Source organism: Intrasporangium sp. (assembly GCF_035688975.1).
GTDB lineage: Bacteria > Actinomycetota > Actinomycetes > Actinomycetales > Dermatophilaceae > CALMNV01.
Genome location: NZ_DASSMH010000025.1, coordinates 1 through 25,567, shown reverse-complemented (window position 1 = coordinate 25,567; position 25,567 = coordinate 1). Strand labels below are relative to the sequence as shown.

The 25,567-nt window shown below is 71.3% G+C and carries 22 protein-coding genes; 2 read left to right on the top strand and 20 right to left on the bottom strand.

Features of this window, described 5'->3' with window-relative positions; genetic code table 11:
• The coding region (locus VFJ94_RS02660) for a class I adenylate-forming enzyme family protein (protein ID WP_325002632.1) at positions 1-1,138 on the bottom strand (1,138 nt) is incomplete at its 3' end.
• A 71-nt stretch (positions 1,139-1,209) separates the two neighbouring features.
• Between VFJ94_RS02660 and VFJ94_RS02655 the strand changes: the two genes are divergently transcribed.
• Positions 1,210-1,743, top strand: a complete 534-nt coding sequence (locus VFJ94_RS02655) for a PadR family transcriptional regulator (protein WP_325002631.1) — start codon at positions 1,210-1,212, stop codon at positions 1,741-1,743.
• 5 nt (positions 1,744-1,748) lie between these two features.
• Here the strand turns inward: VFJ94_RS02655 and VFJ94_RS02650 are convergent, their stop codons facing one another.
• From VFJ94_RS02650 to VFJ94_RS02580, 15 genes are all read right to left on the bottom strand, one after another.
• Positions 1,749-2,966 carry an NAD(P)/FAD-dependent oxidoreductase gene (locus VFJ94_RS02650; RefSeq protein WP_325002630.1) on the bottom strand — a complete coding sequence of 406 codons (1,218 nt, stop codon included), beginning with the start codon at positions 2,964-2,966 and terminating at the stop codon, positions 1,749-1,751.
• On the bottom strand, positions 2,963-3,154 hold the full coding sequence (locus VFJ94_RS02645; RefSeq protein WP_325002629.1) for a ferredoxin: 192 nt from the start codon (positions 3,152-3,154) through the stop codon (positions 2,963-2,965). The genes VFJ94_RS02650 and VFJ94_RS02645 overlap by 4 nt, the downstream gene beginning before the upstream one ends.
• 12 nt (positions 3,155-3,166) lie before the next feature.
• A complete protein-coding gene (locus VFJ94_RS02640) occupies positions 3,167-4,372 on the bottom strand; it encodes a cytochrome P450 (RefSeq protein WP_325002628.1) in 1,206 nt (401 codons plus the stop codon).
• The gene (locus VFJ94_RS02635; RefSeq protein ID WP_325002627.1) at positions 4,369-5,034 is read right to left on the bottom strand and encodes a UbiX family flavin prenyltransferase; all 666 of its coding nucleotides are present in this window, start codon (positions 5,032-5,034) and stop codon (positions 4,369-4,371) included. The genes VFJ94_RS02640 and VFJ94_RS02635 overlap by 4 nt, the downstream gene beginning before the upstream one ends.
• Complete coding sequence (locus VFJ94_RS02630) at positions 5,027-6,424, bottom strand: UbiD family decarboxylase (protein WP_325002626.1); 1,398 nt, start codon at positions 6,422-6,424, stop codon at positions 5,027-5,029. Before VFJ94_RS02630 ends, VFJ94_RS02635 begins: the two co-directional genes overlap by 8 nt.
• A gap of 35 nt (positions 6,425-6,459) precedes the next feature.
• Positions 6,460-7,842, bottom strand: a complete 1,383-nt coding sequence (locus tag VFJ94_RS02625; RefSeq protein WP_325002625.1) for an aldehyde dehydrogenase family protein — start codon at positions 7,840-7,842, stop codon at positions 6,460-6,462.
• Positions 7,839-8,621, bottom strand: coding sequence for an SDR family NAD(P)-dependent oxidoreductase (locus VFJ94_RS02620; RefSeq protein ID WP_325002624.1), 783 nt, complete (start codon positions 8,619-8,621; stop codon positions 7,839-7,841). Before VFJ94_RS02620 ends, VFJ94_RS02625 begins: the two co-directional genes overlap by 4 nt.
• Positions 8,618-10,075 (bottom strand): MFS transporter, encoded by a 1,458-nt coding sequence (locus VFJ94_RS02615; RefSeq protein WP_325002623.1) that lies wholly within the window; start codon positions 10,073-10,075, stop codon positions 8,618-8,620. The genes VFJ94_RS02620 and VFJ94_RS02615 overlap by 4 nt, the downstream gene beginning before the upstream one ends.
• A gap of 479 nt (positions 10,076-10,554) precedes the next feature.
• Positions 10,555-12,075, bottom strand: a complete 1,521-nt coding sequence (locus tag VFJ94_RS02610; RefSeq protein WP_325002622.1) for an aldehyde dehydrogenase family protein — start codon at positions 12,073-12,075, stop codon at positions 10,555-10,557.
• A 2-nt stretch (positions 12,076-12,077) separates the two neighbouring features.
• Complete coding sequence (locus VFJ94_RS02605; RefSeq protein ID WP_325002621.1) at positions 12,078-13,157, bottom strand: sugar ABC transporter substrate-binding protein; 1,080 nt, start codon at positions 13,155-13,157, stop codon at positions 12,078-12,080.
• Positions 13,158-13,238: 81 nt separating this feature from the next.
• Positions 13,239-14,210 carry an ABC transporter permease gene (locus VFJ94_RS02600; RefSeq protein WP_325002620.1) on the bottom strand — a complete coding sequence of 324 codons (972 nt, stop codon included), beginning with the start codon at positions 14,208-14,210 and terminating at the stop codon, positions 13,239-13,241.
• The gene (locus tag VFJ94_RS02595; protein WP_325002619.1) at positions 14,207-15,715 is read right to left on the bottom strand and encodes a sugar ABC transporter ATP-binding protein; all 1,509 of its coding nucleotides are present in this window, start codon (positions 15,713-15,715) and stop codon (positions 14,207-14,209) included. Before VFJ94_RS02595 ends, VFJ94_RS02600 begins: the two co-directional genes overlap by 4 nt.
• Positions 15,712-16,914, bottom strand: coding sequence for an iron-containing alcohol dehydrogenase (locus tag VFJ94_RS02590; RefSeq protein ID WP_325002618.1), 1,203 nt, complete (start codon positions 16,912-16,914; stop codon positions 15,712-15,714). Before VFJ94_RS02590 ends, VFJ94_RS02595 begins: the two co-directional genes overlap by 4 nt.
• Positions 16,907-18,094, bottom strand: a complete 1,188-nt coding sequence (locus VFJ94_RS02585; protein WP_325002617.1) for an amidohydrolase — start codon at positions 18,092-18,094, stop codon at positions 16,907-16,909. The genes VFJ94_RS02590 and VFJ94_RS02585 overlap by 8 nt, the downstream gene beginning before the upstream one ends.
• A gap of 105 nt (positions 18,095-18,199) precedes the next feature.
• Complete coding sequence (locus tag VFJ94_RS02580; protein WP_325002616.1) at positions 18,200-19,495, bottom strand: hypothetical protein; 1,296 nt, start codon at positions 19,493-19,495, stop codon at positions 18,200-18,202.
• Between the two features lie 241 nt (positions 19,496-19,736).
• On the opposite strand from VFJ94_RS02580, the gene VFJ94_RS02575 reads away from it, so the two are divergent.
• Entirely contained in the window at positions 19,737-22,178 is a 2,442-nt protein-coding gene (locus VFJ94_RS02575; protein WP_325002615.1) for a bifunctional FO biosynthesis protein CofGH, read from the top strand.
• Here VFJ94_RS02575 and VFJ94_RS02570 read toward each other — a convergent pair.
• The 4 genes from VFJ94_RS02570 to VFJ94_RS02555 form a co-directional block, all read right to left on the bottom strand.
• Positions 22,124-23,086, bottom strand: a complete 963-nt coding sequence (locus tag VFJ94_RS02570) for a hypothetical protein (protein ID WP_325002614.1) — start codon at positions 23,084-23,086, stop codon at positions 22,124-22,126. The two genes, VFJ94_RS02575 and VFJ94_RS02570, sit on opposite strands and share 55 nt — an antisense overlap.
• A 60-nt stretch (positions 23,087-23,146) precedes the next feature.
• Positions 23,147-24,517, bottom strand: coding sequence for an FGGY family carbohydrate kinase (locus VFJ94_RS02565; protein WP_325002613.1), 1,371 nt, complete (start codon positions 24,515-24,517; stop codon positions 23,147-23,149).
• A 37-nt stretch (positions 24,518-24,554) separates the two neighbouring features.
• Entirely contained in the window at positions 24,555-24,947 is a 393-nt protein-coding gene (locus tag VFJ94_RS02560) for a universal stress protein (protein ID WP_325002612.1), read from the bottom strand.
• A 59-nt stretch (positions 24,948-25,006) separates the two neighbouring features.
• The coding region (locus tag VFJ94_RS02555) for a substrate-binding domain-containing protein (RefSeq protein ID WP_325002611.1) at positions 25,007-25,567 on the bottom strand (561 nt) is incomplete at its 5' end.

Genomic DNA, 25,567 nt, shown 5'->3' with positions numbered 1-25,567 from the left:
TGCGGTCCGCGTCGGGACGCAGCCAGTATCCGCTGAACGCCTCCGGGCTGCGCAGGGAGACGGCAACCTGTCCCTGTTCACCGGGCCCCACGAGCAGATCCGGAGAGGCGTCGGGGTCGGGGTCGACGAGGCGCACGTGGGAGAAGATGCCGGCGCGACCAGCACAGCCAGGCTTGGTGGCGGCATCGGGTCCGATCGTGAAGGTGTAGATCTCCGTGCTGCCGAAGTGGTTGATGAAGCGCTCGGGGCGCAGCGTGTCGGCGAGCTGCTGGGCCAGCGTGGGCGTCATAGAGGCCCCCGCATACGCGAGCCGGCGCACGCACGCGGCCTCTTGGAGTCGGCCGGTCTCCCACAGCGACCAGTAGATGGTCGGCACAAGGTACAGCGCCCCCACCTTTTCGGAGGTGATCAGCTCCATGGTGGCCTGCGCCTCGAACCTCTCCTGGGGCACCCAGGTGCCGGCGGCGACCACGCTGGCCAGCAGCGTACGCAGGCCCATCGTGTGGAACAGCGGCATCACGCCGAGGGTGACCTCGCCGGGGCGGTGTCCGGTCTGGACCAGATGAGCCAGCGCCGCATAGTGCTCGGCGCGGTGGGTGCGCGGAACTCCCTTGGGCCGACCGGTCGTCCCTGAGGTGTAGAGCATGACGCTGATGTCATCGTCGGTCGGCGTGACCGGGATCGGGGTGGCCGGAGACTGCTCGGCGGCCGCCTGGATCGACGCCATGCCCGCCGGGGCGTTCTCCCGGCGACCGCCCCAGACGAGCGGCGGCGGCGGCCCGGCGAGGTGCTCGAGGGACTGGCTCGCGAGGAGGTGGGTGGACTCGTCCACGGCCACCATCGACGGCTCGCAGTCATCGATGCAGTAGGCGAGCTCCTCCGGGCTGAACCGGATCGAGAGCGGCAGAGAGACCACCCGGGCCTTCTGGGCGGCCAGATGGAGCGTGGCGAGCGGCTCTCCTCCGGCCAGCAGGAAGATGGCTCGGCTGCCCTCCCGGGCGCCCAGGCTGTGCAACGCGTGACCGACCCGTTCCGTCTTGACGTCCCACTGCGCGTAGGTGAGCGGGGCTCGGCCGCCGACTGCACGACGGTGGGGGTACCGCTGGGCGGTCCAGCGCAGCGCCGTTGCAACGTCCACCGATCACTCCCGACCGTTTCGCTTCAATGGTATGATTCGTACGATGGCAACACTACGGTATGCTCTGGACTATGTCAAACATCCGGCTGACGACGACCTCCTACGTCGTGCTCGGCATGATCGCGATGCGCGGGCCGTCGACGTCGTACGAGCTCAAGCGTGCCGTGGGCCACTCGGTGGGCTACTTCTGGCCGTTTCCGCACGCCCAGCTCTACTCCGAGCCGAAGCGGCTGGTCGAGCTCGGGCTGCTCGACGTCCAGACCGAGGAGGACGGGCGCCGGCGCCAGACCTACAGTGTCACCCCGGCCGGCATGGCTGCGCTCCGCCAGTGGCTCACCGAGCCCACCGAGGAGCCGCTGCAGGTGCGCGACGTGGGCGAGCTCAAGCTGTTCTTCGGCGAGTTCGCCGAGCCCGAGAGCGTCCTGAGCCTCGCGCGGGAGCAGGTCGAGCAGCACGAGGAGCGGATCGCCACGTACGAGCAGATCCAGGCGCGCTTCGGACGTCGCGAAGAGGTCGCGCACCGCATGGTTCCGCTGCGACTTGGCCTGGCGATGGAGTATGCCGCTCTGCAGTTCTGGCAGGACCTGCTGAAGGAGCGCAGCTGACGACCCTAGCCAGCGGCGGCCAGGGCCTCGTCCCAGCCGACCCGGCCGGCGATCATCCGGCGGAACGGGAGCAGCCGGCGTGAGGCGTTGATGCCGGCGACACCACCCAACCGGCAGCCGAAGCGGTAGAGGGCGAGCGTGGCACCGTCGTCGGGGTCGTGGTGCACCACGGTGACCTCCTCGGCCCCCATCGTGCGGCCGGCGACCTGGATCCGGCGGCCGTACTGGTCGGACCAGACATAGGGTACGGGGGCGTAGGCCGCCGGCTCCGGCCCGAGGCCGTGGTCGGCCAGCAGCGTCGCCACGGCGGCAGCGGCCTGCTCGCGCGCGTTCGTCCAGTGCTCGATCCGGGTGACCTCGTCGAAGAGCGGGTTGTGCCAGCGCGCAACGTCGCCCGCGGCGTAGACGCCTGGGGCACTCGCCCGGCAGAACGAGTCGCAGACGACTCCGTCGTCGAGCGTCAGGCCGGACGTCTCCAGCCACGCGGTGGCCGGCTCGGAGCCGATGCCGACGACGGCGAGGTCGGCGTCGACCACGGTGCCGTCGCTGAGCACCACCCGCTCCAGGTGCCCGTCGCCCTCGAAGCCGCTGACCCGCACCCCACAGAGCAGCTGCACGCCGTTCGCGACGTGGAGGTCGGCGCACAGCTGACCCAAGCGGGTCCCCAGCCCACGGGACAACGGCACGGACAGTGCTTCGACCATGGTGACAGGGAGGGACCGGCGGCGCGCCTCGGCCGCCACCTCCGCCCCGATGAAGCCGCCGCCCACGACGACGACGCGCGGGTTGTCCTCGAGCGCCGCCCTCAGGGCGACGGAGTCGTCCAGCGTGCGCAACGTGCGGATCCCCGTGAGGCCGAGTGGGTTGGCGACCCGTCGGGGGCTCGTGCCGGTCGCGATGAGCACCGCGTCGTAGGCCTCGGTGCCGCCGTCGGCGAGCTCGACCCGCCGCTGCTCGGGATCCAGGGCGACCGCCGCGACGCCGCGGCGCCAGGTGAGACCCAGCCTCGCGATGACCGCGTCGGGTCGCAGCTGCGTGCGGTCGGGATCCCAGCTGCCGCTGAGGAGCTGCTTGGACAAGGGCGGTCGGTCATATGGCAGGTGGGGCTCGTCCCCCACCATGATGATGGCTCCGCCGTAACCTGCCGACCGGAGGGACTGCGCCGCCTGAAGGCCGGCGAGCGAGCTGCCGACGATGACGACGCGGCGCAGCGACGCCGTCACGAGGCGATCTCGATGGCCTCGACCGGGCAGGCTGCCGCGCCCTGCGCCGCCTGGTCCTGCAGCTCCGGCCCGGGGTCGCCGACGAGCACGTACGCCACGTTGTCGTCGCCGATGTCGAACACGTCCGGCGCGGCGAGCACGCAGTCCCCGTAGCCGCAGCACTTGTCGGAGTCGATGGTGATTCTCATGGGTCGCGCTCCTTACCAGGTCACCGGGAGATGGCGCACGCCGAGGTGCCGGCCGCCGCCCTCGAGCGGAGAGGTCCGCTCGGCGGGTCCGTCGAGTCGGAAGCCCGGAAGGCGCTTCAGCATCGACGTGACCGCGATGCGGATCTCCGCCTTCGCCAGCGGCATCCCGGGGCAGGTGTGGATGCCCGCACCGAAGGAGAGGTGCCGGTTGGGCTTGCGATCGAGCACGATGCTGTCGGCGTCCGGGAACGCGTCGGAGTCGCGGTTCGCCGAACCGAACAGCAGCATCACCCGCTCCCCCGCGCAGACCGTCTTGTCGCCGATCGTGACGTCTTCGGTGGCCAACCGCGGGAACCACTGCAGCGGCGCGTTGAAGCGCAGGATCTCGTCGATGGCCGTGGGAATGCGACGCTCGTCCTCGAGCAGGTGGCCGTGCACCTGCGGGTGCTCCGCGAGGTAGAGCAGCATGTTGCCGAGGCCGAGGGCGGTGGAGTCGTGCCCGGCATACGTGAGGATGAACATCATGTTGGCGAGCTCTTCGTCGGGCACCTCGAGCTCGAAGTTGATCGCGAGGAGCTGTGAGATGAAGTCGTCGCCGGGGTGCTTGCGGCGCTCCTGGAAGACGCCCATCCAGTAGTCCGCGACGCGAGTGATCACGTCCTGGCCCTGGGAGCCCGAGGCGTGTTCGAGGAACTCGAGGGAGTACGCCCGGATGTCGTTCGCCTGGTCCGGGTGCAGCCCGTAGAGCTGCGTGATGACGTCGAGCGGAAGGGGGATGGCCATCTGTTCGACGAGCTCGGCACGCCCGCCGTCGATGAACCCGTCGATGAGCCGGTCGACGGTGGCCTGGATGGCGGGCTCCATCTGCTTGGCTGCGGCCGCGCTCGTCAGGGGTGCGATGAGCTTGCGGAACGCGGCGTGCTCCGGGGGGTCGACGTCGATCGGGGGGAACCGGTGCTCGGAGACCGCCGGGACGTACACTCCTCCGGCCGAGGAGAACCGCTGATGGTCGGCCGCGACCGCCTTGATGTCCTCGTAGCGCGCGAGCGACCAGTACCCCCCGTATTTCTCACCGTGGGCGACGGGGCACGTGGTCCGCAGCAGCTCGTACAGCTCGTACGCCCGTTCCGGCGTGAGATCCGCGGAATGGGGGTCGAAGACGAGTCCGTCATCCACCACCCTGGCCACGTCGTCTCCTGCGGTCTGGCGGTCCGTCATCGTTGTACTCCCTCGAGAGGTGGTGCTACTTCCGCAATGGCGGCGACCCCGTCCGGGGCGCCCGTGGTGCCGGACGTATGCCGCTCACCGACCCATCTGCGCCCGTGCTCCTGCCCGAGCCCGAGGAGGTCGAGGGCGCGGTGCACGGTGTCGTCGACGATGTCCTGCACGGATGCCGGACGGGTGTAGAAGGCGGGGACCGGCGGCATGATCACCGCGCCCGCCTCAGTGGCCTGGGTCATCAGTCGCAGGTGCCCGGCGTGCAGTGGCGTCTCCCGCAGGAGGAGCACGAGCCGGCGCCGTTCCTTCAGCGTGACGTCGGCTGCCCGCACGACGAGGTTCTCGTCGTAACTGTTCGCGATGCCAGACAGCGTCCGAACACTGCAGGGGGCGACCAGCATCCCTGCCACCGGGAACGAGCCGCTCGAGATGGACGCGCCCAGGTCGTTCGGTGAGTGCACGACGGACGCCAGGTCCTTGACCTGCGAGACCGACAGCGACGTCTCCTGGGCCAGGGTGGCGACCCCGGACCTCGTGACCACCAGATGGGTCTCCACCTCGGCCGCGCGCAGCAGCTCGAGGGCGCGGACCCCGTAGGCGACTCCTGACGCCCCGGTGATGGCGACCACCACGCGGGTCGGCTCGACGCGAGGGTCAGCCACGGCCCGGCTCCAGCTGCCTCATGAGCTCGGCCAGGCGGGGCGACCCGGTGATGGTCGACCTCATTCGGGCGTGGTGCTGCCGCTTGCCCGCCGGGACGGTCGCGTCCACCACGAGCTTGGCCGTCGGGCCGCCCTCGGCGGAGGGGTCGAGGCCGCCACCGCGGCTGCGCGGGATGACGAGCAGGTCACGGTCGGCCTGGAACCGAGTGGCTACCGCCCAGCCGACGGCCTCGTCGTCGAAGACGTCGACGTCCTCGTCGACGACGACCACGAGCTTGACCGGGGCCAGCGCCGCGAACACCGCCATCGCCGCGTGGTGCACCGTGCCGGGAGAGGGTGCGGCCAGCGACACGACCGCATGCAGGCGGCAGGATCCCGCTTCGGTGAGGCGAACGGCATACGGCCTGATGCCCGCCCCCTCGAGCGCCCGGAGCAGCCTCGCCTCACGGGGCAGCCCGCCCACCCAGAAGTGCTCGCGCCCCCCCGAGAGGATCGTCTGCCCGATGGGGTCCGGCCGGCGCCACCGGCTGGTCAGCTGGATCACCGGAGCCGGTCCAGCGGGCCCGTAGGTCCGGGGATACTCGCCGAACGGGCCCTCCTGGGCGCGCTGCCCCGCCATGACCGTGCCGAGCAGCACCATCTCGGCGCGGGCCGGCACCGGGAAGTTGTGTCCCGGGAGCGTGACCACCTCGAGCGGGCGAGGATGCAGGGCGCTCGCGACCTCGAGGTCGTCGATCTCGCTGTCGGCCGGCGACTGGGACGCGAGGACGAGGGCGGGGTCCACCCCGATGCAGATCGCGATGGGAAGGTCCTCGCCCCGCCGCTCCGACTCATCGAAGATGGAGCGCAGCCGGCCGGGGAGGAGCAGGACCCGCAGCTCGCGCGGCCCGGCGACCTGGAGCCGGTTGATCGACAGGTTGGTCAGGCCGGTGCGTGGATCCCGCACGGTCAGCAGGGCCGACGTGAGGTAGCGGCCGGCGTCATGCTCGTGCTGCACCGGCAGTGGCAGGTCGTGCAGCAGGTCCGGGCCGCTCTCGGGCACAGCCGCCACCGGGGCATCGGCGAGGGCGACCTCCACACAGCTCACCGGGGCGGCGACGGCGTCGCCGAGCCGGCGCACCACGTCCTCCGACGGGCACCCGAGGAGGGCCGAGAAGTCCTCCCGGGTCGCCACCGTGTTGCCGAGCAACGGGAACTGCGCGCCGCGCACGGCGGTGAAGAGGACGGCACTGCGACCGTCCACCTCCTCGAGGACGGCGGTGACCTCCTGGTCCGGGTCGATCTCGCTGCGGAGCCGACGCAGCTCACCGCGTTGCTCCAGCAGCCCGAGCCATCCCCTCAGGTCGGGTCGGTCCGGCCATACTTCCTGTGCAGCCTCCTCGGGGGTCACCGTCTCCCTCCTCGCACCGGGTCGTCAGATCGCATCTAGACCGACAGGTGGATGTGCTTGAGCTCGGTGAACTGGGCGAGGCCGTCGATCCCGCGCGTCCGACCAAGACCTGACATGCGGACGCCGCCCGAAGGCATCTCGGCGTAGGAGCGGTTGTACCCGTTGACCCACACCGTGCCTGCCCTGAGCTGGCGGGCGGCGGACATGGCCCGGGACAGGTCCCGCGACCACACGGAGGCGGCGAGACCGAAGGGGGTCGCGTTCGACAGCTCGAGGGCGGCGTCCTCGCTCTCGTAGGACTCCAGGGTCAGCAGGGGCCCGAAGATGTCCTCCTGGACCAGCGGGGACCCGCTCTCCACGTCCGTGACCAGTGCCGGGACCATGAAGTGACCCGGCAGGCCGTCGGGGTGCACCTGCTCACCACCCACGACGAGTCGGGCGTCGCGACGCGCGAGGTCCACGTAGCCGGTGACCTTCTCCATGGCAGCCGAGGAGACGAGCGGGCCGAGCACGCTGTCCGGCTTGCGGGGGTCTCCGGGCGTCATCTCCACGAACGCGTCGTGCAGGGTCTTCTCCGCCGTCGCGAGCTGGTCCTGGTGGACCAGCACCCGGGTGCAGGCCATGCACATCTGTCCGCTCGTCACGATCGCGGCCCGCGCCGCTTGCGCGACGGCGGTCTCGAGGTCGCCGTCGGGCAGCACGAGCATCGAGGCCTTGCCCCCGAGCTCGAGCAGCGGACGGGTCATCGTCTCCGCCGCGTCCCGCATCACGGCCTGGCCCGCCGTCGTCGACCCGGTGATGGCCACGGCCGCCGTAGCCGGGTGCCGCACCAGGGCGGAGGCCACCTCGGCACCGCCGAGGAGGCACTGCAGCACGTCCGCCGGGACACCCGCCCGGTGCCCGAGCTCGACGACCCGGCCCGTGACGTGGGAGGTCTGCGGGGCCGGCTTGACCAAGGCGGTGACACCCACCGCGAAGCCCGGTGCGAGGTCCCGCAGAAGGAGCAGAACCGGCCAGTTCCACGGTGTGATGAAGACCGTGGGCCCGACAGGCTCGCGCACGAGATGCGCCTCGCTGCCGTCCCACAAGGAGCCGGCGCTGCCTAGCGGTAGGCGGGCGAGGCCGGCGTTGAACCGCAGGGCGTCGATGCTGCCGAGGATCTCTGCGCTGGCCTCGGACCGGGTCTTGCCGGTCTCGCGGACGAGGTCCTCGACCAGGTCGTCGGACTCCGCCCGGAGCAGGTCGGCCCAGGCGTGCAGCACCTCGGCGCGACGCCGGTGGTCCCGTGGCCAGGGGCCGCGCATCGCCGCAGCCGCGGCATCGGCGGCCGCGTCGATGTCCTCGCGAGACGCCGGCGAGACCGGGGGCAGCTGCTCGAGGGTGACGGGATCGAGGGGCTGCAGCTGCGTCGAGCTCATACGAAGACCCCGCCGCCGTCCACGATCAACGTCTGGCCGGTCACGAAGCCCGACGAGGGGCCCGCCAGCCAGGTCACGGCGCCGACGAGGTCCTCGGGAACCATGGCGCGAGGGATCGCCCGAGCCCCGGCAGCAGCTGCGAGGTACTCACCGGAGTTGAGGTCACGGGTGGCCGCGTCGTCGACGAGGCCCGGCGACACGGCATTCACCGTCGTGCCGTCCACCCCGAGCTCGCGTGCTGCCGACCGGGTCAGACCCTCCACCGCTGCCTTCGAGGCCACGTAGTGGGCGAAGCCCGGCGCACCGTTGCGCGCCACCACCGAGGCGATGTTGACGATGCGTCCCTGCCCGCTGGCCGCCAGCTCCGGCGCCGCGGCCTTGATCACCTGCCACATGCCGATGACGTTGACGCGGAGAACGAGCTCCCAGTCGGCCGTCGTCAACTCGGTCAGCGCCCGCTTTCCACCGAGGGTGCGGTAGATCGCCGCGTTGTTGACGACACTGTGCAGTCCGCCGAACGTCTTGACGGCCGTCTGGACCCCGTGCTCGACGGATGCTTCGTCGGTGATGTCGCACGGCACGAACACCGCCCGCCCGGGCCCCGTCTCGCTTGCCTCCGCGGCGATGCGCTCACCGGCGTCTGTGAGATCGGGGAGGTCGGCGGCGACGACGTTGGCGCCGGCGGCCGTGAAGGCCTTCACGTAGGTGGTGCCGATGTCGCCGGTGACGCCGGTCAGCAGCACGACGCGGTCGGCCAGGCTCAGGTCGGTCGCGGTCATCGGACGCTCCCCTTGTCGGTGGGCAAGCCGGGCCGGGCCGGCCCCTGCGGGTCGGTGGCCGTGCTCGACGTGTCACCCTCGGCGGCGGACAGCTCGGTGACCACGTGCTTGCGGTCGATGTTGCCTCGGGTCTCGGGGCTGACGCCGACCGCGACGAGGAAGACGACGACCGAGGCGACGATGAAGATGACGAGCCGGCTCGGCACGTCCGCGAGGGTCGGGCTGAACAGGTTGACGAAAGTGGGCAGGAGACCACCGAGCATGAAGCCGGTGTTCCACGAGACCGCCGTGCCCCGGGACCGCAGGACGGTCGGGTACCGCTCGTTGAGGAAGATCATGACTGGGGCGTAGGCAGCGTTGGCGAAGAAGGCAAGCAGGCAGGAGTACAGCAGGATTGCTCCGGTGTCGGTCGGGCTCGCGTTGCCCAGGATCGTCGTGAACAGCGGGAGGAGGACGACGTTCGCACCACCGATCAGCAGCATCGTCTTGCGACGTCCGATCCGTTCGCTCAGCTCGCCCGCCATCGTCGCTGAGATGACGACGACGAGACTGGCAATGAGCAGGATCTGACCTCGGCTGCTGCTCGGCATCTTGACGACCGAGCCGAGCAGGGTGGGCAGGAATCCTGAGGTCAGGTAGTACTGCGCCCCGGCACCGGCCGCCACCGCGATGTTGATGAAGAGGATCTTGCGGTACCTCCCCGCAACGAGGTCGCCGAAGCGGACGCGCTTGGGGTCGACAACGGTCGGATTCTTCTTCGCGGCATCCTGCTGCTCCTGCCAGAGGGGCGACTCCTCGACCTTCATGAGCACGAAGAGACTCAGCACCGCGCCCAGCAGGCCGCTGAAGAACATCACGCGCCAGCCGTTCTCGTCGAAGGACTGGCCGGGGTATAAGCCGCTGACGACGATGAAGGCCACGCTCGCGAGGGCCGCACCCAGGCCGGCGCCACCCCCGCCGATGAGCCCGCTCATCAGGCCCCGCCATCTTGGTGCGACGCTCTCGGTGCCGAGGGTGTGCGTGGTCGCGGTGACACCGCCGACGAAGAGGCCCTGGATGACGCGCAGGACCAGGAAGATGACGGGCGACGCCAAGCCGATCGCGGCATACGTCGGCACGAGGCCCATCGCGGCGGTGGCCAGGCCGACCCCGGCGAGGACCGTCACCATGATCGCCTTGCGCCCCTTGCGGTCCGCGAGCTCCCCGAAGAACGCGGCGCCCGCCGGCCGCATCACGATGCTGACCGCGAACGAGGCGAAGACCGCGGCGAGGCTCAGCGTCGGGCTGTGCGACGGGAAGATCTGCTTTCCCACCGGGCCAGCGACGTACAGCAGAAGGAAGAGGTCGAAGAGGTCGAAGGACCACCCGGCGACGGAGGCGAAGGCCGCCGCAAGAGGAGCCCCTGAGGAGCGACCTTCGACCGGCCCGTTTGGTGTGTGGCGACTCATAGACATGCTCGGGCGTCCTTCCCCGGGGCAGAGGCTCCGGACCGAACCATCCGGATCATACCGTCTGCATTGGAGGGAAACGTATAGCCGTGTGCGCGCAGTGTCAAGCGTCGGTGAGCCATGCCACCCCCCTCGCGTTCCGGAGTCAGCGGCAACCGAGCGTGCGCTCGGGCTTCAGTTCGCGGTCGCCCGTGAGACGCGCGTCTCAAACGCTTGTCCTCGTGGAGCAGCCACGGGTGCCCGCGCCACAGCGGGCTCGCGCGCTCTCGCAAGGGCCACGAGATGCGGTGAGCGATCTGACCGACGAGGGCGTCGGGATGACGTCGAAGTCGGAACAAGGAGCATCGATCTGCGGGGCACCCGAACACCTGCCGAAGTCGGCCGTCGAGGGCCGCTACGTCGACGAGTGGATGGAGGCCGTCGCGCACGTGAGGCGGTGGAGCAAGGACACCCGACGCACCTCCTACGGGGTCATCCTGCCGCCTTCACTCCGGGGGGCCCCAGGGCGACGCCCAGGGCTCGGTGGCGGTCCAGACGCTCTTGACCTTCATCAGCTGCGGTATCGCCTCCAGGCCCATCTCGAGGCCCACCCCGCTCTGCTTGTAGCCGCCGTAGGGCGACCCCGGGTGGAGCGCATGCACGGCGTTGACCCACACGAGCCCGGCCCGCAGGTCCCGCGACAGACGGTGCGCCCGCGGGAGGCTCTGGGTCCACACGCTCGCCGACAGCCCGTATGCCGTGTCGTTCGCGGCGGTGAGCGCCTCCTCCTCGTCGTCGAAGGCGTGGAGCGACACGACCGGGCCGAAGATCTCCTCGCGGTCGATCCGGTTGCCGGGGTCGAGGTGGACGAAGACGGTGGGTGCCACGAAGTAGCCGGTGTCGGGGTGCGCCCGGATCGGGGCCAGCTCGACGCGCTGGGCGGACTGCCGGTCGCCGAGGGCGAGGTAGTCCTGGACGCGGGCATGCTGCGCGGCCGAGACGAGCGGACCGACGTGCGTCTCCGGGTCGAGCGGGTCACCGACGCGCAGCCGGGCCACCTGCGCCCTCAGCGCGTCGAGGAACTCGTCGAGGACCGGCCCCTCGACGTAGACGCGCGTGCCTGCCGTGCACGTCTGGCCCTGGTTGTTGAACCCGCTGAGGGCGACGGCGCTCGCCGCCCGCGGGATGTCGGCGTCCGCGAAGACCATGGTGGGGCTCTTGCCGCCGAGCTCGAGGCTCACCGACTTGAGCAGCGCGCCGGCGGCAGAGGCGATCGCCCTGCCGACAGTGGTCGAGCCGGTGAAGGCGATCTTCTCGATCCCCTCGTGGCGGACGACGTGGTCTCCGGTCGTCTCGCCGGGCCCGTTGACGACGTTGAGCAGACCGCTCGGAAGACCTGCGTCGGATGCGACGGACGCGAGCAGCAGCGCGGACACCGGCGACTCCTCCGCCGGCTTCAGCACCACGCCGTTCCCGGTCGCGAGGGCCGGCGCCACCTTGGTCGCCGCGTTGGTGAGCGGGTAGTTCCACGGGGCGATCGCGCCGACCACGCCGTAGGGCTCGTACTGCGTGACGTTGGCGAACCCCGGCTGGACCGGGATGTTGGCGCCGCGGATCCGGTCCGTGACGCCGGCCCAGAACTCGAAGAGCCTGGCCGCCCGCTCCACGTCGCGGGTGCGCGTGTCCCGGATCGGGCGCCCCACGTCCAGCGTGTCGGCAAGCCCGAGGTCGGCTCCGCGGGAGCGGATGGCGTCGGCGACGGCGCGCAGGATGCGACCTCGGTCCTGCCCGTCGCCTCGCCACCACGCCCGCGACGCCGCGCTGGCGGACGCGGCGGCCCGGTCGACCTCCCCCTCGTCGGCGACGGTGACGGTGAGGAGCGGGCGCCCCGTGGTCGGGTCGATGCTCTCGAGCTCCTCTCCGTGGCGGTCCGACCACCCGCCGTCGACCCAGTTGCGCAGCGGCCCCTCTCCCGGAAAGAGCCTCCGCAGCGCCCGGGCGGCACTCACGTGCTGGGTGTCACTCACGGCTACTGGCCGGCCGGCGGGTAGAGGATGGACCGGTCGAAGGACCCCAGCGTGTCCTTGGTGACGACCTTGGGCACGAGGTACGCCTCCTGGGCGACGTCCTGGCCGTTGAGCTTCTCGACCACGGTGTCGACGACCACTCGTCCGAGCAGGACCGACCCGGCGACGCTCGTCTCCTGCACCCAGCCCTGCTTCATCATCGCCTCGAGGTCGGGGTCGAGGTCGACCGTGGCAACCTGCACCTCTCCTGGCGACTTCCCCGCGGACTTCAGCGACTGCACGACCGCCTGCCCGACCACGCTGTTGAAGGCATAGAACCCCTTGACGTTGGGGTCAGCCTGCAGGACGTTCTCCGCGGCCTGCAGGGAGGCCGGCAGGTCGCTGAGGTTGTGCAGGGCCTTCGCCACCGTGACCGTCGGACACGACGCGAGCGCCTTGCGGACCCCCTCCTCACGCAGGCGGATGAGGTCGATCCCGGGCGGGCCGAGCAGCAGCCCCACGCTGCCCTCCTTGACGGACGAGCACAGGTACGTGCCCGCCTGGTAGCCGGCGAGCTCGCTGTCCTCCCCCCGCTTGAGCACCTTCTTGGACTCGGGGAAGACGCCGTCGCCCACGACGAGGACGCCGGCCTGCTGGGCCGCCTCGAGCGCTGGCACCGTCGCGGTGCTGCTCGTGACGGCGATGGCGATGGCGTCGAACTTCTGCTGCGTCGCGTTCTCGATCTGGGAGATCTGCTTCTCGATGTTGGCGTAGCCGCCCGCGTCGAAGAACTCGACCTTGACCCCCGTCTTGGCGGCCTCGTCGCGGTACCCGTACGCCTTCTGCTGGAAGTAGGGGTCCCCGGCATTCGGGAAGAGGACAGCGAGGCGGTACTCGCGCTTGGCCTTGAGGCCCTCCGCCGTCGTGGCGGTGGGCAGCGCGGTCGGGGTCCCGCTCGGCTGGCTGGCCCCCGGCGCGGTCCCTGAGGCTCCGGCGCCGGCCCCGGACCCGGTGCTCGACGTGCCACAGGCGGCGGTCGCCACGCCGAGTGCGGCAAGGCTCAGCAGCAGGGCGCTGCGTCGCAGGTGTCTCGTGACTGCCATGGTCAGACCTTTCGGACAGAGGAGCTGGTGTGCGATGTGTGCGGCTCGAGCAGCGGATGGCGAGGCGGGACCGCCCGCTGGCTAGGGCTGGCGCCCGCCCTCTCGCAGGACGGTGAGCAGGACGGCGCCGATGGTCGCGGCGCCGATGACGATGCGCTGGATGAAGGTCGAGACGCCGAGGAGATCCAGGCCGTTCTGCACGATCCCGACGAGGGCCACGCCGAAGAGGGTGCCGACGAGCCGGCCGCGCCCGCCGAAGAGGGAGGTGCCACCGATGACCACCGTCGCGACAGAGGACAGCTCGAGCCCCTGCCCGAGCAGCGGCTGACCGGAGTGGACGCGGGCTGTGAGGATGATGCCGCCGAGCGCGGCGAAGCAGCCGCTCAGCATGTAGACGAGCACCTTGGTGCGCGCCACGGCGATCCCCGCGAGGGTCGCGGCCTGCTCGTTGCCACCGATGGCGTAGACGTGGGTGCCGAAGCGGGTCCGGTAGAGCAGGAACCACACCGCCGCGAAGGCCACGGCCGCGAGGACCACCGGAATCGGGACCGGCCCGACGTAGCCGGTGCCCAGCTGGAAGAAGGACGAGTCGGCAAGCTCGAAGATGGGGTCCCCGTTCGTGATCGTCAGAGCGAGCCCGCTCACGATCGACAGCATCCCGAGCGTGACGATGAACGGGGTGACCCGGGTCAGCCCGATGATCAGACCGTTGACGAGGCCCACGAGCAGGCCCGCACCGAGGGCCATCCCGGCGCCCACCACCGCGTTTCCGTGCTGCAGGCCCGTCGCCATGAGCACGCTGGACAGTGCGATGACCGAGCCCACGGAGAGGTCGATGCCGGCCCCGAGGATGACCACGGTCTGGGCTATGCCGATGAGCGCGAGGACTGCTCCCTGCCGGGCGACGTTGGACAGGTTCGTGACCTCGGCGAAGTGGGGCGCGCGCAGGGCGAAGAACACGGCGAGCACGAGCAGCGCGAGCGGCAGCCCGAGCACCTCCCAGCTGACGGACCGCGACCGTGCGTCCGCCCTCGCCGTCGACGTGGGGCTCATGCCGCCCCCTCGGTCAGCGGCAGCGCGGCGCTGAGCAGCGTCTCCGGGTCGGCGGCGGCGCGGTCCACGACGAGCGAGATCCGACCCTGACGCATGACGGCGACCCGATCCGACAGACCGAGGATCTCCGGGAGCTCCGATGACACGACCACGACGGCCTTTCCCTCTCTGGACAACGTGTTGATCAGCTCGTAGATCTCGATCTTGGCCCCGACGTCCACACCCCTCGTCGGCTCGTCGAGGAGCAGCACGCGCGAGCCGGCCGCCAGAGCGCGGGCGATGACGACCTTCTGCTGGTTGCCGCCGGAGAGGGTGCCGACGTGCACGTCGCTGTCCCGCAGCTTCACCCGCAGCTTGCGGATCTGGTCGTCGGCCAGCCGGGCGGTGCGCTGACCGGACAGCACGCCGAGCCGACTGCACTCGCGCAGGGACGCGAGGCAGATGTTGTCGCGCACGCTCATCCCGAGCACGAGTCCCTGGGCGTGCCGCTCCTCGGGCACGAGCGCCAGCCCGGCGCGGATCGCCTCGCGGGGAGTGGTGATGCCGACCTCGCGGCCCGCCACCCGGACCGTGCCCGACGCCTTCGGCTCCATGCCGAACACGCCCCGGAGCAGCTGCGTCCGGCCGGCCCCGACGAGCCCGAAGACACCGAGCACCTCTCCTGCGCGCACGGTGAGCGAGACGCCGTCGACCTTGCCGGGCACCACGAGACCCTCTACCTCGAGGAGGTCGTCTCCCGCGGCGGCCGGCCGAGTCGGGAACTCCTCCTCGATGCTGCGGCCGACCATGAGGCGCACCAGCTCCGGCAGGGGCGTGCTCGCCGACAGGCGGTGGGCCACGACGGCGCCGTCACGCATCACGGTGACCCGGTCTGCGATCTGCTCGATCTCCTCGAGCCGGTGGGAGATGTAGCAGATCGCCACCCCCTCGTCCCTGACGCGCGCGATGCGCGCGAACAGCTCGTCGGTCTCCTGCCGGGACAGCGACGACGTCGGCTCGTCGAGGATCAGGACCTTGGCCTCGCGGGCCAGGGCGCGGACGATCTCGATGACCTGCCGCATGGCGATGCTCAGCTCGCGCACCGGCGTCGAGGGGTGCAGGTCGACGCCCATGAGACCCAGCAGGGTGCGGGCCTCCGCGTTCATGTCCCCGCGCCGCAGCAGGCCGACCCGGCCGCGCACCCGCTCCCGTCCGAGAAAGATGTTCTGGGCGATGCTGAGGTCGGGGACGAGCGACAGCTCCTGGTAGACGGTGCTGACGCCGGCCCGCTGGGCGACGTGGGGCGAGGACAGTGCGACGGGCACGCCGTCGACCTCGATGGTGCCGTCGTCGGGCTGCACCGCCCCGGAGAGGATCTTCACGAGGGTGGACTTGCCTGCTCCGTTCTCGCCGAGCAGGACCTGGACCTCTCCCGGCATCAGGGCGAAGTCGACGGCCCGGAGGGCGCGCACCCCGGGGTAGGTCTTGGAGACACCGGCGACCGCGATGGCAGGACGTGCGCTCACGACGCGCTGCCCAGGATCTCGACCACCTGCTCCTTGGTCACGGGTCGCGGGCTGCCCGCGACGACGAGGTCGGCGAGCACCGCGTCCGCGAGCTCGGGGAAGTCGGCTGACGTCACTCCGACCTCGTGCAGGCGGCTGGGCAGGCCCAGGTCTCTTACCAGCTGCTCGACGGCTGCCGCCGCGGCCTCCGCCGCGCCCTGGGTGTCCCGGCTCCCGGCCTCCACCCCCAGCGCGCCCGCGACGAGCGCGAGCCGGTCCCGGACGACCGGTGCGAGGAACCGCATGACGTGGGGCAGGACGATGCACGAGGTCAGACCGTGCTGCATGCCGAACCGCGCGCCGAGCTGGTGGCCGATGGCGTGGGAGAGGCCCAGGGTCAGGTTCATCTCCCCGAAGTACGACATCCACGCCGCCACCTGTGCACGCTCCCGCGCCGCGATGTCCGCCGGGTCGGCGTATGCCGCGCGAAGGGCGGCGGCCAGGTCCCGGATGGCCGCCAGGCTGAGAGTGTCGCTGACCGGACCACCGTTGGGCGAGTAGACGGACTCGACGGCGTGGTCGAGGGCACGCATGCCGGTGGAGGACCACACCGACAGCGGCGTCTGCACGGCGAGCTCGGGATCGAGGATCACGACCCGAGGCGTCAGCTCGTCGGCGATGAGCAGGTCCTTGACGTGCCGTGCCTCGCTCGTGACCGCCCCGGCGTTGGCGAACTCGGCTGCGGACAGCGTCGTCGGAACGGCGATGTGCGGCAGGGCGCGTCCGCTCGTGGCGGGGATGGTCGTCGTGTGCGGTGGCGCGAACTGGGCGCGAAAGGCAGCCAGGCCGGTGACGTCACGCAGGTCCTCCCCTGCGCTCAGGGCGAGAGCGCGGGCCGCGTCCACGCAGCTCCCACCCCCGACGCTCACCAGCAGGTCTGGGCCCCACTCGTACACCGCATCGAGACCCGGCTGCAGGCACGAGTAGGGAACGTGTGGTCGCACGCCGTCGAAGACGTGCACGAGGCGGCTGCCGAGCTGCGCCTGGAGGCGGGCGATCGCGTCGGTGGCGCGCACGATGCTCGGGCTGGTGACGACGAGGACCCGCTCGGCGCCGAGACGGTCGGCCTCGCCCGCCAGCTTGGTGACGGCGCCGCGGCCATGGTGGACCCGCTCCATCGGGAGGTAGAGGAAGGTCCCGACCATCTCGCGCTCAGCCACGGCTGGCCTCCGGAGGCCGTTGGAGGAGGTCTTCGACGAGCGCCGTCAAGGCACTGACGCCGACGCCGATCGCCGCCTCGTCGACATCGAACCGGCTGTCATGCAAGGGATAGGCGCCCACGCTGCCGTCGGGCGCGCACACCCCGAGCTTGAGGTAGAGGCCCGGGCGACTCTGGGCGTACAGCGCGAAGTCATCCGCGGTCATCGGAGGGTCGTCGAGGAGCCGGACCTCGAGGGCCGCCTGGCCCTCGAGGACCTCCAGCGCGCGCTGCACCAGGGTGGGATCGTTGAGCACCGGCGGCATCTCGTTCCTCCACTCGACCCGGGACTGCACGCCCACGGCCGTGCTGACCCCCCTGACCCACCGCTCGAGCGAGTCCTGCAGCCGCCTCCCGAGCTCGGGATCGGCGCTGCGGATCGTCCCCGTCAGCTCCGCCGAGGGTGGGACGATGCTCTGGGACCGGCCCCCGAGGATCGTGCCGACGTTGATCGTCGCTCGTTGTCCCGGCCGGGTCTCGCGGGAGAGCAGCTGGTGCAGTCCGGTGACCATGTGGCTCACGGCGACGATGGCGTCTCGTCCCTGGTCAGGTGCGGCCGCGTGCGCTCCCACCCCCGTGACCGCGACCTTGAACGCGCTCTTGCCCGCCATCGCGACGCGCTGGTCGACACCGACCACGCCCGCGGGGAGCCAGGGCCAGCAGTGCAGCCCCAGCACGAGGTCGACCCCGTCCAGGACGCCCGCATCGAGCATGGCCTGCCCGCCGCTGGCCTCCCCGAAGGGGATCTCCTCCGCCGGCTGGAACACGAACGTGATCCGTCCCTCCGCCGGGGGCGCCGCGGCGAGTGTCTCCGCCACGCCGAGCACGACGGTGGTGTGGACATCGTGGCCGCAGGCGTGGCTGACGCCGTGCGCGGTCGACCGGTATCCCGCCTCCTTCGCGTCGGGCGTGGGCAGGGCGTCGAGGTCCGCGCGGACGAGGACGTGCGGACCGCTCGTGCCCAGGGTGGCGACGACACCGGTGCCCGCGACGCCCTCCGTGACCTCGAGCCGCGCGCCGCGCAGGCGGTCCGCGACGATTCCCGCTGTGCGGGTCTCGGCGAAGCGCAGCTCGGGGTGTGCGTGCAGGTCCCGCCGGAGCGCGATGAGGGACTCCAACAGCTGGGGCGTCGACGTGGGCACTGGCCTGCCTCGGTCCGAAATAGGGCTGAAACGTGCTGGCACCGAGACTCCACCCGTGACGGGCCGCTGTCAAGGGTCGGGACCGCACTGGTCGCGCGACGTCGGCTACTCCCTCGGGAGGAGCCTCTCGAGGTCGATGCGATAGACCGTCTGCGGGCGACCGGCGCCCGGCGCGCCCTGATGACCAGCCTCGCGGGCCACCCCTGCGTCGATCAGCGTCGTGAGCAGCCGACGGGCCGAGCGCGTCTCGACGCCGTAGACCTCGGCCAGCTCGCGCGCCGTGAAGCCGGTGACGTCGAGATGCCGCAGCGACGCCGCCAGCCGCGCCAGCGTGAGGGAGCTGAGGCCGATCTCGCGGGCATGCGCGAGCACCCGGTCATCGGTCTGCCGCAGGCTCCCGAGCTGACCACCGGATCGCGATCCCGCCGAACCGTCGACGATGGCGCCGTCGGACAGGACCAGGCGCAGCTGGTCCCCTGTCGTGTCGAGCTGCATCGAGCGCCGCGCATTCGTCTCTGCCTCCGAGACGGTGGCGCCCACCCCGAAGCCGAACTTCGTTCCTGCTGGAGCGTCCAGCCCGCCGACGAGGCGCCACCACTCCCATCGGTGTCGCGCGAGGAGTCGCTCGACTGGTCCGCGTGTCGCGTGCACGAGCAGCAGGCCGTCGGGGCCAGAGGCCGGCGTCCCTTGCAGCTGGTCGGCGAGCGCGGTTGCGACTGACCGGAGCCGACGGCTGAGCCGTGTGCCGGGGGCCAGCTGGATCCCCACGACCGCTGTCTGGGTGTCCTCCCCACGGACGATGCGGTCAGTCAACGCTGCCCGGATCAGACTGTCCCGCAAGGCCGACCGGGTGTGCTCCACCCGCACGACCGGGATGCCGTCCGCCTGCAGCTCGCGGGCCACGGAGCCGAGGCACGTGATGCACAGGGCCACCTCCCCCCGCTTGTAGAGGTCCCTGTGGAAGAGCGCCACGTCGTCGGAGGAGCGCACCCGCACGGATCCCTGGGCTTCCAGGGCGAGGATGTGCCGCGGCGCCGTGAGCCCGAGGTCCTCGAAGCCCTCCCTGGCCAGGTCGGCCGGGATCGTGTCGAGACTCGTGGCGGGCAGGGTGCCCCGGTGCTCGGCCAGGAGCAGGGCCAGGGTGCGATAGAGGTCGATGCCGCCATGCGGCACGTACTGGGTGCGGCTGTGCAGGCCCGGCCGTCGCTCCGCCGTGAGCTGGTAGGGCACGAGCCCGGTGAAGAGCAGGACGTTGCACAGCCCGTCCAGCTCGGCGGCGAGCTCGGCAGCCTGCTCGAGCGCGTCGTAGGAGCGCACGAGGACCTGGTCGGTCATCGAGAGGTCCCGAGCCACCTGCTGGAGACGAGCGGCCGAGTCGGCCGAGCCAACGACGCCGATCATGCTGTGTGGTCCCCTAACCTCAATTGGTCCGAAATTATGCCGTGCAGCACGGCGATTGGCAACGCAGCCGTGGCGCTGCCCGGGCTGACCACACCGACCCCGCTGGTGCGCGCTCGAGCGGGCGGGCATGCTTCAGACACCGGACCCGACACCTGACCGGCGTCGGAGGATAGGGTGCTCGCCGCGATACTCGGCCTGCCGGACTGACGCCACCGCTCCACCCACCAGCGAAGGGACGACCATGGACCCCGAGTTCACCGCCAGGAGGACCCCGGCACGGTATGCCGCGTCACCGGAGGCCCTGCCCCCGGCGGCCGAGCTGCTCGGCCTGTCCCTCGCCGCGCTGACCCAGCGGGCCAGGGACGTGCGGGAGCAGACCACCGGCACCCGGGTGACCTACTCCCCCAAGGTGTTCATCCCGCTCACGCGGCTCTGCCGGGACCGCTGCGGCTACTGCACCTTCGCCTCCGCACCGCGCCACCTGGCGAGCGCTTACCTCAGCCTCGAGGAGGTGCTCTCGGTGGCTCGCCGGGGTGCCGAGACGGGGTGCCACGAGGCGCTCTTCACGCTCGGCGAGCTGCCCGAGGAGCGCTACCCGCAGGCGCGGGTCTGGCTCGACGACCACGGCTACGCCTCCACCATCGACTATCTGGCAGAGGCCTGCCGGGTCGTCATCGAGGAGACCGGCCTGCTGCCCCATGCCAATGCGGGGGCGATCTCGCCGGATTCCCTCGCCCGGCTGCGGCAGGTGGCGCCGTCGCAGGGGATGATGCTCGAGTCACTGCGAGGGGACCTGGCCGCGCACCGCGGGGCGCCGGACAAGGCCCCCGCCCGACGGCTCGCCACCCTCGAGGCGGCCGGCGAGCTGCGGATCCCCTTCACGACCGGGATCCTCGTCGGCATCGGCGAGACGACCGTCGACCGGGTGACGGCCCTGCAGGCCATCGCCGACAGCCACCGCCGGCACGGGCACGTGCAGGAGGTCATCGTCCAGAACTTCCTGCCCAAGGCCGGCACGGCGATGCGCGACGCGGCGGCGTGCCCGACGCAGGAGCACCTGCAGGCCATCGCACTGGCCCGGCTCATCCTCCCGGCGGACGTCCACGTCCAGGCGCCGCCCAACCTCGCTGATCCCGAGCAGCTGGGCGCGCTGCTCGACGCCGGCATCGACGACTGGGGCGGGGTCTCCCCCGTCACGCCGGACCACGTCAACCCCGAGCGTCCCTGGCCGGCCATCGACACGCTGCGCCGGGCCACCGAGGAGGCGGGGCTCGCCCTGGCCCCACGGCTCACGGCATACCCCGAGTTCGTCGCCCGCCCGGACGAGTGGATCGATGCCGACCTGCACTTCCCGGTCCTGGACCGCTCGGACGCCGAGGGGCTCGGCCGGGACGACCCCGGCGCCCTGTGGCCCGAGCGGCACGAGGCGGCCGCCAACGTCGGGACCGGTGCCGAGGTCGTGCAGGTCGGCCGGCGCTCCACGGGCTGGTACTCGGGCGCGGACGCCGAGCCGGTGCACCTCGTGCCAGCTCGCCCGCGGGCGGCCGGCGCCGTCGCCGAGGTGCTGGCCGGCGTGCGGCTCGGGCAGGAGCTCGGCGAGGCCGAGCTCGTCACCCTCTTCGGAGCCCGCGGCCCGGAGGTGGCCGCCGTCGCCGAGGTGGCCGACGCGCTCCGCGCCGAGGCCGTGGGCGAGACGGTCACCTACGTCGTCAACCGCAACATCAACTACACCAACGTCTGCACGTTCCGGTGCACCTTCTGCGGCTTCTCCAAGGGGCCCCTGTCGCTCAACCTCCGCGGCCGGCCCTACCTGCTGACGCTCGACGACATCGCCGAGCGCTCCCGGGAGGCGTGGCGGCGCGGCGCCACCGAGGTGTGCCTGCAGGGCGGCATCCACCCGAGCTTCGACGGCGGCTTCTACCTCGACGTCGTCAAGGCCGTCAAGGAGGCCGTGCCGGCGCTGCACGTCCACGCCTTCACGGCCCTGGAAGTCCACGAGGGCGCCCGCCGTCTCGGCGCGACGCTGTCCGACTACCTCTCGGAGCTCAAGGCCGCGGGGCTGAGCTCGCTGCCCGGCACCGCCGCCGAGATCCTCGACGACGAGGTGCGCGCGGTCCTGTGCCCCGACAAGATCCGCACCGACGAGTGGCTGGAGGTGCACCGCACCGCCCATGAGATCGGGCTGCGCAGCAACATCACCGTCATGTTCGGCTCGGTCGAGCAGCCCGTGCACTGGGCCCGGCACCTGCTCCGCACGCGCGAGCTGCAGCGGCAGACCGGCGGGTTCACGGAGTTCGTGCCGCTGCCCTTCGTGCACATGGCCGCGCCGGTCTACCTCAAGCGGCGGGCCCGCCGCGGCCCGACGTGGCGCGAGACGATCCTCATGCACGCCGTCGGCCGGATCGCCTACCACGGCGTGGTCCACAACGTGCAGGCGTCGTGGGTCAAGCTCGGCCCGGCCGGTGCCCGGCAGCTGCTCCGGGCCGGCGTCAACGACCTCGGCGGCACCCTCATGGACGAGAACATCAGCCGGGCCGCGGGCGCCGCCCACGGACAGCTGCTCGAGGAGCACGAGTTCCACGAGCTCGCCCACGCCGCCGGGCGTCCCGTCCGGCAGCGGAGCACTCTCTACGGGCCGGTGGAGCCGCGGGTCACCACGCCGTCGATGGTCGGGGCGCCCTGATCCGTGACGGCGCCCCGGGCCGGGGCACCGTCGACGACGGCCTGCAGCTCCCGCAGCCGGGGCAGGGCGCGCGAGGTGAGCAGCTGCCTGCGGACCTCGGGTGCGACGGCCAGGCTGTCCTTCCACAGCGATCGGCCCGCCATGGCTCCGCTCGCCCCGTTGGCCACAGCGATCTGCACCTGCCGGATGAAGGTGTCGTGGTCGACGCCCGCAGAGAGCACGGCCCACGGCACCCCGGAGGCGGCGGCAGTCACCATGGCACTGCCCTGGGCGGATCCGGGGTAGGGCAGCTTGAGCACCTTGGCCCCGCACTCCACGCAGATCCGCGCCGCGTCGGCCACCAGCTGCGGGAAGAGGGCGCGGTACTCCTCCTCGCTCTCCCCGTCGAGCCGGTAGGTGAGGACCTCGACGATGAGGAGGAGGCCTTCCTCCTCGCACGCCTTGACCAGCGACCGGATCTCGTCCCCCACCCTGGAACCGGCGCCCTGCCGGTCGGGGCGCAGGTAGAACAGCATCTTGGCGACATCACCGCCGAGCTGCCGCACGCTGCGGGCGGTCACCCCCTCGACGTAGCGGGTGTAGCGCAGGCCGTCGACCGTCTCGAAGCCCGAGGCGTCCATGCCGACGACCAGGGCCGTGCCCCGGGCGAGCGTTCCGTCATCGACGATCCGCGGCAGCGCGACCTCGGGGTCGAGCAGGATGGCCGGGGCGTGGTTGCCGAGGTGGCGCACCAGGTCCGCCTTCGCGGCGGCGAGCTGGTCGGCGGTGACGGAGTCAGGGCCGTCGGGAGCATCGGTCATCACTGCCTTCATGCCGTTGCGCTGGTCCGCGGCGACGATGAGCATCCTGCCTGCCGGCGTCGAGATCGCGGCCATTGCACGTCGCTCGAGCGTCGTGAGTTCGTTCATGGAAGTGCTCCTGTTTCTGATGTCGAGCGACGTCGCTCGGGTGGCTTCTGCGCCGGCACGTCACAAGGCCGGCTCTGGATGGGTTGGGCGCTCGAGCAGGCGCGCGGCAAACAGCGCCGCGCCATGGGCGGTGTCCTGGTCGCGGGAGGACACGCTGACATCGGGCAGCACGCGGGTCCGGGCTCGTCGCACGCTCTTCATGCCGGCCCAGCCGCCCGTGAGCAGAGTCGAATGCGCCACGGGCATGACGTCGTCCATGGCACGGATGAGCAGCCGGATCTCGTCGTTGCCATGCCGCAGCACCGCGTTGAACAGCTCCGCCGGGCTGACGCCGTCCGCCCGAACGCTGAGCGACAGGACACCGTCATCGTTCCGGGCGCCCCTCACCTCGATGGCGTCCCTCGCCAGGTTTCCCTCCAGCGGCAGTGCGTGTGCCACCTCGTCGAGGTGGTCCCTTCCTGCGCTGTCCGTGATGCCGCACAGCTGCAGGGCGCGCCTCATCAGGAGTCCTGTCTTCACCCCGGCGACGACGACGTGCTTGCCGGGGACGACATGGCGCACCGAGTTGATCAGGTGGCCGGCGAGCTGTTCCCGGGCTTGAAAGGGCACCGGTTCGTCGAGCACGCGCAGCAGCACCTCCGCCGTGCCCATCGACACGTGGTAGCGGTCGGCAGGGATGGCTCCCCCGGACACGGCGGACACGAGGTGGTCGTGGCCGGCGACGGTGATGCGCGCGCCGGCGAAGGCAGCTGGCAGCCAGTCCGCGGTGGCCGGCCCCAGAGGTGTTCCCGCGTCGACGAGGGGAGGCAGGAACTCCTCGTCGACGCCGAGGTGGTCCAGCATCGCCTGCCACGGCAGGCCTGAGTCCTGGTCGAGCAGGCCGGTCCTCGAGGTGAGCGAGTACTCGCTCACCTCGAGGGCGCCCAGCGCGGCGGCCACATATTCGGGAAGGTTGAACCAGCGCAGGCCCCTCAGCGCCAGTCCGCTGTCCCGCAGGTGCAGCAGCTTGGCCACTGACACCTGAGCGCCGGCGGGAAGACCGGTGCGCCCGGCGAACTGGGCCCGCAGGCGTGACGGCAGGGCGTCGATCTGCTCACGCCCGCGAGGGTCGAACCAGGCGAATCCGCTGGCCACAGCGCGGCCCCCGGCGTCGACGAGGAAGCCGGTCTCCCCCATCCCCGAGATGGCCACCGAGGCGACGACGGCGTCCCGGGCAGGCACGCTCGTCAGGAGCTCGTCGGCAGTGGCCCGGAGCAGGTCGGACACGGTGGCGATGAGGTCGCCGGCGGCCATCTCGGTGGTGCCGCCGGGACCGTCCCGCCAAGGGGTCGGACGCTGGCGAACCAGCACCTGTGTGCCGTCCTGCTCGGCGACAAGGATCTTCACCCCGGTGCTGCCGAGGTCGAGTCCCGCGACCAGGCGCGCGGTCACACCAGCGCCCCTTCGACGTGTGGATGGACCCACGGCATCACGGGGCTTTGACGGCAAGGACCGCACAAGGTGCCTCGAGGAGGATCCGCTGCGCGACGCTTCCGGTGATGAGCTTTCCCACCGGGGTTCGCCGGCGCACCCCGATGACGATGAGGTCCGCGGTGGGCTCCGAGACGCCGGCGAGGATCGCCTCGCAGGGGTCCTCGCCGAGATGCAGCTGGCGGATGTCGTGAGCGACACCGGCCGATGAGAGACGCCGTGCCAGCGCGTCCACGCCACGCTCCGCCGAGATGGGCTCCGGCGACCCGGGCGGTTCCTCGGCGCTGTTGACGACCAGGAGTCGCGCGCCCCGGCGTCGGGTCTCCTCGACCGCGCGGTCCAGCGCAGCCCCGCCCTCTGGCGTGGGGCGGTATCCGACGATGACGGTCATGGTGGTTCCTTCCAGGGGCGCAGCCACGTCACCGGCACGCGTCTGCGCCCCACAGGTGCTCAGCACGTGGACTTGTAGATGGCCTTGGCCCCGTCACCGTCGACGTTGTCCTTGGTGATCACGGTGAAGCCGGTCTGGACGCTCTTGGGCACGGTGGTTCCGTCAAGGACGGAGACAGCCGCGTCGAGGCCGAACTGGCCGATGGTCGCCGGCTGCTGAGCGACGAGGGCCTGCACGGTTCCCTCCTTCAGCGCCTTGACCTGGTTCGGCCCGGCGTCGAACCCGACGATGTCGACGCTGCCCTGCTTCCCGGCCTGCCGAAGACCCGTTGCGCTGCCCTCGGCGGCGAAGAGGTTCGCTGCGAAGATCCCCACGAGGTCGGGGTCCTTCTGCAGCGCCGCGCTGGTGAGCTGGGCCGCGGTGGCGGGGTCGTTGTGCGAGTACTGCACGCCCATGTACTGGAACTTGGAGTCGGCCTTGACGGACTCCTCGAAGCCCTTCACGCGGGCGTCCACCGTTGAGATGCCGGGGTCGGTCGACATGACCAGGACCTTGCCGCCGTTGGGGTTGAGCTGCTTGATCGCGTCGAAGGCCGCCTTGCCGCCACCCTCGTTGTCCGA

Bases quoted from the DNA above. Each gene is read 5' to 3' on its own strand.
- VFJ94_RS02570 (WP_325002614.1), bottom strand. From the start codon at position 23,086: ATGAACGAACTCACGACGCTCGAGCGACGTGCAATGGCCGCGATCTCG.
- VFJ94_RS02600 (WP_325002620.1), bottom strand. From the start codon at position 14,210: ATGAGCCCCACGTCGACGGCGAGGGCGGACGCACGGTCGCGGTCCGTC.
- VFJ94_RS02625 (WP_325002625.1), bottom strand. From the start codon at position 7,842: ATGAGCTCGACGCAGCTGCAGCCCCTCGATCCCGTCACCCTCGAGCAG.
- VFJ94_RS02655 (WP_325002631.1), top strand. From the start codon at position 1,210: ATGTCAAACATCCGGCTGACGACGACCTCCTACGTCGTGCTCGGCATG.
- VFJ94_RS02580 (WP_325002616.1), bottom strand. From the start codon at position 19,495: ATGATCGGCGTCGTTGGCTCGGCCGACTCGGCCGCTCGTCTCCAGCAG.
- VFJ94_RS02575 (WP_325002615.1), top strand. From the start codon at position 19,737: ATGGACCCCGAGTTCACCGCCAGGAGGACCCCGGCACGGTATGCCGCG.
- VFJ94_RS02560 (WP_325002612.1), bottom strand. From the start codon at position 24,947: ATGACCGTCATCGTCGGATACCGCCCCACGCCAGAGGGCGGGGCTGCG.
- VFJ94_RS02645 (WP_325002629.1), bottom strand. From the start codon at position 3,154: ATGAGAATCACCATCGACTCCGACAAGTGCTGCGGCTACGGGGACTGC.
- VFJ94_RS02620 (WP_325002624.1), bottom strand. From the start codon at position 8,621: ATGACCGCGACCGACCTGAGCCTGGCCGACCGCGTCGTGCTGCTGACC.
- VFJ94_RS02640 (WP_325002628.1), bottom strand. From the start codon at position 4,372: ATGACGGACCGCCAGACCGCAGGAGACGACGTGGCCAGGGTGGTGGAT.
- VFJ94_RS02615 (WP_325002623.1), bottom strand. From the start codon at position 10,075: ATGTCTATGAGTCGCCACACACCAAACGGGCCGGTCGAAGGTCGCTCC.
- VFJ94_RS02605 (WP_325002621.1), bottom strand. From the start codon at position 13,157: ATGGCAGTCACGAGACACCTGCGACGCAGCGCCCTGCTGCTGAGCCTT.